This is a genomic window from Pseudotamlana agarivorans, assembly GCF_018860245.1.
Lineage (GTDB): Bacteria > Bacteroidota > Bacteroidia > Flavobacteriales > Flavobacteriaceae > Pseudotamlana > Pseudotamlana agarivorans_A.
In genome coordinates this window covers 1-12,922 of the sequence record NZ_JAHKPD010000016.1, presented here as the reverse complement: position 1 = coordinate 12,922, position 12,922 = coordinate 1, and the positions used below count along the sequence as shown (strand labels likewise).

9 protein-coding genes are annotated in these 12,922 nt (G+C 35.6%); 5 read left to right on the top strand and 4 right to left on the bottom strand.

All coding sequences use genetic code 11. From position 1 onward, the window contains the following. The first annotated feature begins 32 nt into the window (after positions 1-32). The 4 genes from pyrR to KO493_RS10765 all read left to right on the top strand — a co-directional run bounded on the left by pyrR (position 33) and on the right by KO493_RS10765 (position 2,896). Positions 33-578: a bifunctional pyr operon transcriptional regulator/uracil phosphoribosyltransferase PyrR gene (gene pyrR, locus KO493_RS10780; protein ID WP_216067979.1), complete on the top strand. Its 546-nt coding sequence runs from the start codon at positions 33-35 to the stop codon at positions 576-578. A gap of 72 nt (positions 579-650) precedes the next feature. After that, the gene (locus tag KO493_RS10775) at positions 651-1,580 is read left to right on the top strand and encodes an aspartate carbamoyltransferase catalytic subunit (RefSeq protein WP_216067978.1); all 930 of its coding nucleotides are present in this window, start codon (positions 651-653) and stop codon (positions 1,578-1,580) included. A 3-nt stretch (positions 1,581-1,583) separates the two neighbouring features. Continuing rightward, complete coding sequence (locus KO493_RS10770) at positions 1,584-1,916, top strand: ribonuclease Z (protein WP_216067977.1); 333 nt, start codon at positions 1,584-1,586, stop codon at positions 1,914-1,916. A gap of 74 nt (positions 1,917-1,990) precedes the next feature. Further along, complete coding sequence (locus tag KO493_RS10765) at positions 1,991-2,896, top strand: ribonuclease Z (protein WP_216067976.1); 906 nt, start codon at positions 1,991-1,993, stop codon at positions 2,894-2,896. Here the strand turns inward: KO493_RS10765 and KO493_RS10760 are convergent. Next, a complete protein-coding gene (locus tag KO493_RS10760; RefSeq protein ID WP_216067975.1) occupies positions 2,893-3,306 on the bottom strand; it encodes a hypothetical protein in 414 nt (137 codons plus the stop codon). The genes KO493_RS10765 and KO493_RS10760 overlap by 4 nt on opposite strands. An 83-nt stretch (positions 3,307-3,389) precedes the next feature. Between KO493_RS10760 and pdxH the strand changes: the two genes are divergently transcribed. Continuing rightward, complete coding sequence (pdxH, locus tag KO493_RS10755; RefSeq protein ID WP_216067974.1) at positions 3,390-4,037, top strand: pyridoxamine 5'-phosphate oxidase; 648 nt, start codon at positions 3,390-3,392, stop codon at positions 4,035-4,037. Between the two features lie 80 nt (positions 4,038-4,117). On the opposite strand, the gene KO493_RS10750 is transcribed toward pdxH, so the two are convergent. From KO493_RS10750 to KO493_RS10740, 3 genes are read right to left on the bottom strand one after another with little or no spacing between them, the layout of a single operon-like run. Next, a complete protein-coding gene (locus KO493_RS10750) occupies positions 4,118-6,034 on the bottom strand; it encodes an OmpA family protein (protein ID WP_216067973.1) in 1,917 nt (638 codons plus the stop codon). 11 nt (positions 6,035-6,045) lie between these two features. After that, positions 6,046-6,972, bottom strand: coding sequence for a PorP/SprF family type IX secretion system membrane protein (locus KO493_RS10745; protein ID WP_216067972.1), 927 nt, complete (start codon positions 6,970-6,972; stop codon positions 6,046-6,048). A gap of 10 nt (positions 6,973-6,982) precedes the next feature. Further along, positions 6,983-12,853, bottom strand: coding sequence for a gliding motility-associated C-terminal domain-containing protein (locus KO493_RS10740; protein WP_216067971.1), 5,871 nt, complete (start codon positions 12,851-12,853; stop codon positions 6,983-6,985). Positions 12,854-12,922: the final 69 nt, after the last annotated feature.

The following is a 12,922-nucleotide window of genomic DNA, read 5'->3' as shown; positions in this document are numbered from 1 at the left end:
TTTGTTCTCCAACTTACGTTTTGGATAATAATATGAGTCAGAAAGTTTTACTTAACGAAAAAGAGGTAAACATCATTCTTCACCGATTGGCTTGTCAACTTATTGAAAAACATAACGATTTTTCTAACACAGTTCTTATTGGATTACAGCCTCGTGGCGTGTTTTTAGCAGATAGATTGGCTAAAATTTTGACCGACGATTACAAGGTTAAAAACATTGAATTAGGGCATTTAGATATCACGTTTTTTAGAGATGACTTTAGAAGAGGTGAAAAACCATTGGAAGCCAATAGTACTAAAATCAATTTTCTAGTTGAAGACAAAAACATTGTTTTTATAGATGATGTTTTATACACAGGAAGAAGTATTAGAGCGGCTTTAACAGCTATTCAATCCTTTGGAAGACCAAATGAAATTGAACTGTTAACGCTTATTGATCGCCGTTTTAGCAGACATTTACCCATTCAGCCAGATTATCGTGGCCGCCAAGTGGATGTGATAAATAATGAAAAAGTAAAAGTAAACTGGAAAGAGCATGATCATTCTGATGAAGATGTGGTTTACTTAATTGAACAATAAATATAAATAACTAAAGTTAAGGCTTAAGCTACACAGGAGTAACGGTCTAACTTTCAATTTTTAACTTTAACGATGAGCGAATTAAGTGTCAATCACTTATTAGGAATTAAATATCTTAAGGAAGAAGATATTCAACTTATTTTTGAAACAGCCGATCATTTTAAAGAAGTGATTAATAGACCGATTAAAAAGGTCCCATCGCTTAGAGACATTACTATTGCCAATCTGTTTTTTGAAAATTCTACCAGAACAAAATTATCTTTTGAACTGGCAGAAAAACGTTTATCTGCCGATGTGATTAATTTTTCATCTGCGCAGTCATCAGTAAAAAAAGGGGAAACCTTAATTGATACGGTAAACAATATTCTATCTATGAAAGTGGATATGGTGGTGATGCGTCACCCAAATCCAGGGGCAGGAGTTTTTCTTTCAAAACATGTTAAAGCGAGTATTGTAAATGCTGGTGATGGTGCACATGAACATCCTACACAAGCGCTTTTAGATTCGTATTCTATTAGAGAAAAATTGGGTGATGTAAGGGGTAAAAAGGTGGTCATAGTTGGTGATATTTTACACAGTAGGGTAGCGCTTTCAAATATTTTCGCCCTTCAATTACAGGGTGCTGAAGTGATGGTTTGCGGACCTAAAACACTAATTCCAAAGTACATTCAAGAACTTGGAGTAAAGGTTGAGACAAATTTACATAAGGCTTTGAATTGGTGTGATGTAGCAAATATGTTACGCGTTCAAAATGAACGCATGGATATTAGTTATTTCCCTTCAACTAGAGAATACACACAGCAGTTTGGTGTCACTAAAGATTTACTGGATTCCTTAGATAAGGAGATTACCATCATGCATCCAGGTCCTATTAATAGAGGTGTGGAAATTTCCAGTGATGTGGCAGATTCTAAACAGTCCATTATATTGGATCAAGTTCAAAATGGCGTTGCCGTACGAATGGCCGTTATATATTTATTAGCATCAAAAATAAAACAGTAAATTATGATTTTAGACCAAAACGGAAATACTTCAATAATTACTCAGGAAAAAGTTACTGTTATAGAATTAGTAAAAAAGATCCAAGCCTTATATCCTAAGTTTAAAAGCAGCAATATCATTGTGGCTCTAAATACTTTAGGAGCTTTTGAAAAGGCCGATATTGTTGAATTTTTAGAACTTTCTAAAAAACATAAAGCAACCAAACAGTCTTTTGTTGTGGTTACAGATAAAATTGACCTTGATGTGGTTCCTGAAGAAATTATGGTAGTACCAACCCTTCAAGAAGCCTATGATGTTATTGAGATGGAAGACATGGAACGTGATTTAGGTTTTTAAGGAATCTATAACGTATTTGTCGTTTAGAAATTAATTCACTTTTATATGACAGAATACAACTTAAAAGTGATTAGATGAAATTATCAATATTAGGCTGTTATAGCGCAACACCAAGAACTTTAAATAACACGACCTCGCAAGTATTAGAAATAAACAATCATATGTTTCTAATTGATTGTGGAGAAGGTACTCAGGTGCAATTACGTAAGCATAAGATAAAGTTTAATCGCATTAAACATATTTTCATTTCACATTTACATGGCGATCACTTTTTTGGTTTAGTCGGACTCATTTCTACATTTAGATTACTTACTCGCGAAACCGATTTACATGTTTATGGCCCAAAAGGAATTAAAGATATTGTTGTTTTACAAATGAAATTAGCCGATTCATGGACAAATTACAATTTATATTTTCATGAATTGACATCCGATAAATCAGAGTTAATATTTGAGGATGACAAAGTAGAGGTGCATACGATTCCATTAAATCACAGAATTTATACAAATGGCTATTTATTCAAAGAAAAAGAAGGTGATCGTAAATTAGATGTTTATGCTGCTGAAGAAGCCAATATAAACGTCGCTTATTATAGAAAGCTTGTTCAGGGTTTTGATGTTGAAAATGAAGATGGTGTTTTAATTGATTATAAAAAAGTAACTAAGCCTGGAACTAAACCATTAAGTTACGCTTTTTGTAGTGATACCATGTACAAGGAAGACATTGTTCCTATTATCAAAAACACCGATGTTTTATATCATGAATCTACTTTTTTAGATCAACATGAAGACTTAGCTGTAAAAACTAAGCATTCTACTGCCAAACAAGCCGCTCAAATAGCTAAACAGGCCAATATTGGCACCTTAATTTTGGGGCATTATTCTACTAGATACGATAATATTACAGTTTTTAAGAAAGAAGCTAAACAAGTGTTTTCAAATGTAAAACTAGCTGAAGATGGTAAAACTTTTGAGTTTTAAACTACAACATTCAAGCTATTCACCCAAGTAATTGCTTCTTCCAAAGAATCGCAAATTTTCATTTCTAATTTGGCAAAATGCTTTTCTAAATTAGCATTTAGTTGCCCCATTTGATTATAAGAAATAATAGCTGTTGCTATTAATTGATTTGAATTTGCAGTAATATTGGCCCAATCTTGAGGGTCTGTAGAGTAGGAGTTCACACGGTTTGAAATGTATGCTATTTTAGCTTCTTCACCATAATAAGCAATAATTTCTTTAGCGGCGAACATAATTTTATCCATATCAAAATGTTCACCTTCATGAATTTCTGAAACAATGAATTTTTTGCACAGAAAAAAATTGCCAAAAGGCAATTCAAGTTTATTAAAACTAAATGTTTTACTTAGAGGGGAATTTTCAAATTTCATTATAGTTTTTTTAACTTGCAAATTTAAGGTGTTTACTTAAATTTTAATGTTAAAAAAATATATTTTTCGTTAATTTGTAACTTATGGAAAAGGATTTAGGTAAATATAGAAAGTCATATGAAAGGGGAGCCCTGCTTTTAAGGGATGTTCCTGAAAACCCATTAGAATTATTTCAAAAATGGTTTCATGAAGTAGATCAATATTTCATTGAAGATGAAACCAATGCCATGACAGTTTCAACACTTGGCTTGGATGGTTATCCAAAAAGTAGAGTGGTGCTTCTAAAAAGATACACTTATGAAGGTTTTATATTTTATACAAACTACAACAGTGAAAAAGGTAAGGCTATTGAATCTAATCCTAATGTCTGTCTTTCTTTTTTTTGGCATGGGGCAGAGCGACAAGTCATCATAAAAGGAAAGGCTGAAAAAATTGCTGAGAATTTGAGTGATGGTTATTTTGAATCTAGACCTCGAGGAAGCCAAATAGGTGCTTTAGTATCTAATCAAAGTGAAGTTGTTGAAGACCGGTTGTTTCTGGAAGGTAAACTAAAAGAGTTGGAAGCGGCTTATGAAGGTAAAGAGGTATTACGACCTAAACATTGGGGTGGTTATATTGTTAAGCCAGTTGAAATAGAATTTTGGCAGGGACGTCCAAATCGACTACATGATCGCATTCGTTATAAACTACAGGAGGATTTTGATTGGAAGATTGAGCGTTTATCACCTTGATTTTCTCTAATAAAGACATTATAAAAGCCATCAAAAGAACGTACTTTTGATGGCTTTGTTTTAGGAAATAAGTATTGTGACTATTCCATTTGTACTACGGTAAAATGTGTTCGCCTATTAAGTTGATGATCTGCTTCTTCACAATCGGTATCACTTTCACAACCATTTGTTAATTGTCGTGACCCAAAACCCTCATGTGCTGTAATTCTAGATGGATCTATCCCTCCGCGAATTAAATAATTGTAAGTAGCATTTGCACGGTCAATTGATAATTTATCATTATAACTTAAAGACCCTCTTGAATCGGTGTGAGATTCAATTTTTATTACCATATCAGGGTAATCATAAAGCATTAAATATATAATTTTAAGAAGCTCTTTTGCTGCATCTTCTCTTATTTCATGACTGTCGTAATCAAAGTAAATATCTTTAAGTTCGGCTAACTTCGCTACGTCATGAACAGGGTTTAACAACAAGTTAGTAGGTATCGTTATTAATTCAGTTTGAAGGTTTTTTGATGTGAATTTTCTATAATCTTCAATGTATTTGTTTTGGCTTGCAACTATTTTATAATCTTTATTCCTATCTATGTTAATTTGATAATATCCGTTTTCATCTGTATGCATAAATGCAATTTCTTTATCATTTTCATCGTATAGGGTAATTTTGGTATGCTCAATTGGTGTCATATTAATAGCATTTGTAACCACACCTTCAACATGAAGTACAGGTTCTCTATGAAAAGCGTAAATGTCATCACTACCACGACCACCACGACGATTGGAAGCAAAATAACCTGTAACACCATTCGGATTCATAGTAAAAGCAAAATCATCGGTACTAGAATTGATAGGTATACCTAAGTTTATAATATCGACAATCGCATTGTCATCACCTTTAATGGTCGCAAATATGTCCATTAACCCTAGGCCAATATGTCCGTCGGATGAAAAGAATAAAACGCCTTCAGCATTTATAAAAGGAAAGCCTTCAGCACTTTGAGTATTTACAAGATTTCCCATATTTTCTACATCTGTAATACTACCATCTTCATTAATATTAGCAACCCAAATATCCGATCCTCCATATGTACCGGGTCTATCTGATGTAAAGTATAATTTAGAATCATCACTGTTAAGGGCGGCGTGTTGTGTAGAAAAATCATCACCATTAATAGGCAAATCTTCAATATTAGTCCAGCTGCCATCAACGAGGTGAGCTCGATAAATTTTCATATTAGTTAAACCCTTGTTATCCTTAATTTCAAAACCTTTTGTAAAATTATTTCTAGAAAAATACATGGTTTTTCCATCTTTGGTTATGGTCACGGGCCCATCATGATAAATAGAATTTATTTCCCCTGGTACTTTAGCAGTGTGATCAACATTTTTTCTAGTACCTGCCTTTGCTACATATATATCAAGGAATGGTTGCGCGTTCCACCCATATAGCCTTTTTGTGGAGACACCTTCATCTCTTGATGAAGCAAAGTAAACTTTGCCATCATGCTCAAAAGCGCCAAAATCACTGAATTTTGAATTGAACCTGACCTTATCTAAGAAATACTGTTGTTTAGCACCAAATACACTACTTATAAAATTTACATTCTTTGTAAAATCATTATTACCTGGAGCGCCTCCAGAATCAATATAGCGCTGCAGCCAAATTTCGGATTCTTTGTATTTTTTCATACCACGAAGCGATTGGGCATACTTGTAATAGTATTCTACAGGAACATTTTCTTGTTTTACAACACTTTTATAATACCTATTGGCATTTCTAGGATCTCTTAATAAAGCATAGCAATCGGCAATTTTTCTAGTTGCATAGTCTTTATTATAATTATTCTGAATAAGTTCTTGGTATACTTTAGAAGCCTTTACAAATGAGAACTTATTAAATAATGTATCTGCTTTTTTCTGTTTTCCTTGTTGTGCAAACACTGAAAAACTTAAAAATAAAGCGCTATATAGAAATATGTTATTTATATTTTTCATAGAAATAAGTGTTAGAAATAGCGAGGAGATTTTAGTTTAGTGTTCATGAATTTGAATTCATACATGAGTAATAGCTCATGAGTTCCTGAGGTGTATCTAGCAATATCTGAAATTGGCTTTTCATAAGCATACCCAATACGAAGTTGTTTCGATATTTGAAAATCTACAATCCCACCGATAGCAGATGTTTCCTCATTGATCCTATAGGATGCACCCAACCAAAACTTTTCGTTATACAAAAAATTAGCAGTTAAATCGTAAGAAAGCGGAGCGCCAGTAATGGCTTTGATTAGAAATGCAGGTTTAAATTTAAATTGCTTGCTTATATCTACAACCACGCCTCCTGTAAAGTAATAGCTAATATGTTCTAAGGCCTCAAATCCATTTTTCTTATGCATATCGGTGTTTAAAATTCTTGGAGCTGATAATCCAAAATATAGTCGATCTGTACTCCAATAAATTCCCGCGCCAATATTTGGCGACCATCTGTCTTCAGTACCATAAATAAGTGGGTCGTTTTTGTTATCGGAATCTAATCGAAAATTAGAATCAAAACTAAATATTGTTGCTCCTCCTTTTACACCAAAAGATAATTTCCCATTTTTACCAGTAGGAATGGCATATGAAAAATCGGCATATAAATAAGTGAAGTTTTGCGGGCCTAAATCATCTTCCATAAAAGACAAACCCAAGCCTATTCGGTCATTTCTTAGTGGTGTATTTATGGAAAGAGTTTGTGTAATTGGTCCGCCTTTAAATCCAACCCACTGGCTTCTGTGTAAACCAACAATACTAAGTACATCTCTACTTCCTGCATAAGCTGGATTTATTGAGATGGTATTGTACATATACTGTGTAAATTGCGGTAACTGTTGTGCAATTCCAAACGTACCACTTAACAAGGCAATCGCTAAAATGTTATATTTTAATAGTTTCATAGGTTAGGTTTTATTTGGTTCCAATATATATAGGACCTGTTAAAGGGCTTATTCCGCTATTTTTTAAATTAATAATGTAATAATATGTTCCTGAAGGTAGTCTACCATTTGAACCAAGAGATGCATTAGGAGATGAACCGTCCCAATCTCCTTCAACCCCCGATGTTTCTATACTACCCAAGGTGTAGTCGTTGGACTGATAAACTAAAGCGCCCCATCGGTTGAATATTTTAACTTCGGCAACAAAACCACATAAATCAATGCCCTTAATATCAAAAGTATCATTGTAACCATCACCATTTGGAGTGATTGCCGTTGAGATGTTGATTTCATCTTCACCACATGGAAGCACAACACAATCGGCATGCAAATTCATGACCACCTCATTCACACTTATACAACCATTATTTGTGGTGGTGTATCTAAATCTATAAATAATACCTTCAGTTCCTGGTCGAAAATCTTCACTCATTTTAATTACCGTCGGATTAAAAATATTAGCTTCAAGTGTTGCTCCAGATTCACCCTCTATAATTTCCCATGTACCTCTAGTGTTTAAGTCTTCTGGGATAAGACTAAAAAGGTCGACTATACCATCATTAAAACAAATATCTGGAGCAACAAACTCTGTGAATATCTCGTCTAGCCTAACATTAATAGTTTGTGTATAGATTGCTTCATTAAGACATTCATCTGCTACTTTCCATGTTCTTACAATTTGATAATCTTGAAATACATTTTCATCAAAGGAATTGGTTTCATTGTAATCAATCGTAATATTAGCAGTACAATTATCTGTAAACGTAACATTTGGAACTTCAGGAATATTTGTACAACTCACATCTAAAGTCGTTGAAAAAGATGTTGAAGGCACTGGTGCTGTGGTATCTTGAACCGTAATTGTTTGCGTGTGAGTTGAAATTAAACCGCATTCATCTTTAGCTGTAAATGTTCGCTCTATAATGTAATTATTAATACAGTTTCCAATTGTTTTAACATCATTGTAAGTCACTGTTGCAGTTCCACAATTATCAGTAGCGGTTAAAATAGTTACATCTGGTACAGCATCACATTCTACGGTAATATTGCTTGGTAAAGCCTCAACAAACTGTGGAGCTTGAGTATCTTGAACCGTAATTATTTGCGTATGTGTAGTTGTTAATCCACATTCATCTGTCGCGGTCCAAATTCTAGCCAAACTATAGTTGTTTTCACAATTATCAATGGTTTTAATTTCTCTAACAGTAACAGAAGCTGTTCCGCAGTTATCAGTGGCTGTTAAAATTTCAGGTGTTGGAATTGCATCACATTCTACGGTTAAAGTTAATGGTGGTAGCGTTTCAACAAACTGTGGCGCCGTCGTATCTTGAACGGTAATTGTTTGAAGATGAATTCTCGAATTACCACAATCGTCGGTTGCTAAATACCTACGTTCTATTATGTAATTAAAAGGGCAATGCCCATCAATAATTACATCAGTTACAGAAACGGTTGCGTTTCCACAATTATCTGTTGCTGTTAATGTTTCATTAGAAGGAATGTTATCACATTCAACAACTGCATCAGCAGGTAGAATCGTTTGATCGAAATCTGGAGCCGTAGTATCGGATGTTGATATTTGCTGATCAACAGACACTGAGTTTCCGCTAATGTCCGTAGTTGTCCATGTACGCGTAATAGTAAATGTACCAGAACAAGCTCCATCTTTTCTAACATCATTGTATGTAACAATTGGATTAGGATCGCAATTATCTATTGCTGTCGCTATACCAAATGCAATAGGGGTTAGGTTATCACTACATTGCGCTGTTACATTTACTGGTAAATTAAGCACAGGTGGTGTGGTATCCTTTACTGTAATAATTTGTGTTGTACTTGATGTGTTTGAGCAATCATCAACAAACGTCCATGTTCGTGTAATGATAATATTTAAAGGATCTGTATTGTTTATATTATCTACACCTAGTGCTGTAATATTACCACTACAATCATCTATAGCTGTTAAACTGCCTACTGGCGGTACATCGGCAATACATTCGTAAGTTATATCTAAAGGTGTACTTGGTGTTAATGGAGCCTTAGTGTCTTCGATTTTAAATGTTGCCGTAGAAGATGTTTCGTTTCCACAAGCATCTTGAACGGTAAATATCACTATTGCCATACCTGTTTCACCACATTCATCAGAAAGCATTGTGAAATCGTTAGACCAAGTCATGGTTGAACAATCTTCTGTAGCAACAGCACCACCATTTATTGTTAACCAGTTATTTAATTCTGCTAAATTTCCAGAACCATCGCATTCTACTGTTAAATCTGCTGCAGGGGTAATAATACTTGGAGCAATAAGGTCTTTAATATGATATATGGCAGAAGTTGAACTAGTATTTCCACAGGCATCTTCAGCTGTAAAGTTGACTACAATGCCCTTTCCTAATTTACATTTCACAGTATTATCTCCACCATAATCGTTGGACCATGTTATATTGCCACAATTATCGTTTGCTGTTGCGCCAGCATTAGAATTTAACCAATCTAGGATTTGTTGTTGTGTATCTCCTTTTCCGCAAATGATTTCAATGTCGTTTTTATTTTGAATATCAATTACAGGAGCGGTTTGATCGCTACCCGAATGCGTTATTGTGATATCAAAATTATTTGCAGAACAACCATCTGAAACAGTGTAAGTACGCTCCAAACTCCAAGCACATTGATCACCTGAAAGTGTTTGACTCACAAAAGAAGCTGTTACAATTCCACAATTATCAGTATATGTTGCTTCAATAGCAGTGATATCTGATGCGGTTGTCACTATAGCGTCAATATCAACCTCAATCGGACAAGCATCAATATTTGCAGTTCCAATAGGAGTGCTACCCATAGCAGGAGTTTGATCACTACCTGAATGTGTTATTGTGATATCAAAATCGCTAGCCATGCAACCATCCGAAACTGTATAAGTACGCTCCAAACTCCAAGCACATTGATCACCTGAAAGTGTTTGACTCACAAAAGATGCAGTTACAATTCCACAATTATCTGTATATGCCGCTTCAATAGCTGCGATGTCTGATGCGGTTGTTACTATAGCGTCAATATCAAGCTCAATCGGACAAGCATCAATATTGGTAGTTCCAGTAGGAGCAATTCCTGTTGCTGCTTGTTGATCGCTACCCGTATGTGTTATTGTGATATCAAAATCGTTAGCTATGCAACCATCTGAAACGGTATACGTACGCTCTAAACTCCAAGCACATTGATCACCTGAAGGTGTTTGACTCACAAAAGAAGCTGTAACTGTTCCACAATTATCAGTATATGCTGCTTCAATAGCTGTAATATCCGATGCCGTTGTCACTAAAACGTCAATATCGGCTTCAATTGGACAAGCATCAATATTTGCAGTTCCAGTAGGAGAAATTCCTGTTGCAGGAGTTTGATCGCTACCTGAATGTGTTATTGTGATATCAAAATTATTTACAGAACAACCATCCGAAACTGTATAAGTACGCTCCAAGCTCCAAGCACATTGATCACCTGAAAGTGTTTGACTCACAAAAGATGCAGTTACAATTCCACAATTATCAGTATATGCTGCTTCAATAGATGCAATGTCTGATGCAGTTGTTACTCTAGCGTCAATATCAACCTCAACTGGACAAGCATCAATATTGGTAGTTCCAGTAGGAGCAATTCCTGTTGCAGCCTGTTGATCGCTACCTGAATGTGTTATTGTGATATCAAAATTATTTGTAGAACAACCGTCTGAAATAGTGTAAATACGCTCTAAACTCCAAGCACATTGATCACCTGAAAGTGTTTGACTTAAAAAAGATGCAGTTACAATTCCACAATTGTCAGTATATACTGCTTCAATAGATGCGATGTCTGATGCGGTTGTTACTATAGTGTCAATATCGGCTTCAATTGGACAAGCATCTATATTGTTAGTTCCAGTAGGAGCAATTCCTGTTGCAGCCTGTTGATCGCTACCCGTATGTGTTATTGTGATATCAAAATCGTTAGCCATGCAACCATCTGAAACAGTATAAGTACGCTCTAAACTCCAAGCACATTGATCACCTGAAAGTGTTTGACTCTCAAAAGAAGCTGTAACCGTTCCACAGTTATCTGAATATGCCGCTTCAATAGCTGCGATGTCTGATGCGGTTGTTACTATAGCGTCAATATCGGCTTCAATTGGACAAGCATCAATATTTGCAGTTCCAGTAGGGGTGGTACCCATAGCAGGAGTTTGATCGCTACCCGTATGTGTTATTGTGATATTAAAATCGTTAGCCATGCAACCATCTGAAACCGTATAAGTACGCTCTAAACTCCAAGCACATTGATCACCTGAAAGTGTTTGACTAACAAAAGAAGCTGTAACCGTTCCACAATTATCAGTATATGCTGCTTCAATAGCTGCGATGTCTGATGCAGTTGTTACTATAGCGTCAATATCAACCTCAATCGGACAAGCATCAATATTGGTAGTTCCAGTAGGAGCAATTCCTGTTGCTGCTTGTTGATCGCTACCCGAATGCGTCATTGTGATATTAAAATTATTTGCAGAACAACCATCTGAAACGGTATACGTACGCTCCAAACTCCAAGCACATTGATCACCTGAAAGTGTTTGACTCACAAAAGATGCAGTTACAATTCCACAATTATCTGTATATGCCGCTTCAATAGCTGCGATGTCTGATGCGGTTGTTACTATAGCGTCAATATCAACCTCAATTGGACAAGCATCAATATTGGTAGTTCCAGTAGGAGCAATTCCTGTTGCTGCTTGTTGATCGCTACCTGAATGTGTTATTGTGATATCAAAATCGTTAGCCATGCAACCATCTGAAACAATATAAATACGCTCTAAACTCCAAGCACATTGATCACCTGAAAGTGTTTGACTCACAAAAGAAGCTGTAACCGTTCCACAGTTATCTGAATATGCCGTTTCAATAGCTGCGATGTCTGATGCAGTTGTTACTATAGCGTCAATATCAACCTCAATCGGACAAGCATCAATATTGGTAGTTCCAGTAGGAGCAATTCCTGTTGCTGCTTGTTGATCGCTACCCGTATGTGTTATTGTGATATCAAAATCGTTAGCTATGCAACCATCTGAAACGGTGTAAGTACGCTCTAAACTCCAAGCACATTGATCACCTGAAAGTGTTTGACTAACAAAAGATGCAGTTACAATTCCACAATTATCAGTATATGCTGCTTCAATAGCTGTAATATCCGATGACGTTGTCACTAAAACGTCAATATCGGCTTCAATTGGACAAGCATCAATATTTGCAGTTCCAGTAGGAACAATTCCTGTTGCTGCTTGTTGATCGCTACCTGAATGTGTTATTGTGATATCAAAATTATTTGTAGAACAACCATCTGAAATAGTGTAAGTACGCTCCAAACTCCAAGCACATTGATCACCTGATAGTGTTTGACTCTCAAAAGAAGCTGTAACCGTTCCACAGTTATCAATATATGCCGACTCAATAGCTGCGATGTCTGATGCAGTTGTTACTATAGCGTCAATATCAACCTCAACTGGACAAGCATCAATATTTGCAGTTCCAGTAGGAGCAATTCCTGTTGCAGCCTGTTGATCGCTACCCGTATGTGTTATTGTGATATCAAAATCGTTAGCCATGCAACCATCTGAAATAGTGTAAATACGCTCTAAACTCCAAGCACATTGATCACCTGAAAGTGTTTGACTCTCAAAAGAAGCTGTAACCGTTCCACAGTTATCTGAATATGCCGCTTCAATAGCAGTGATATCTGATGCAGTTGTTACTATAGCGTCAATATCGGCTTCAATCGGACAAGCATCAATGTTGGTAGTTCCAGTTGGAGTGGTACCCATTGCAGGAGTTTGATCGCTACCTGAATGTGTTATTGTGATATTAAAATCGTTAGTAATGCAACCATCTGA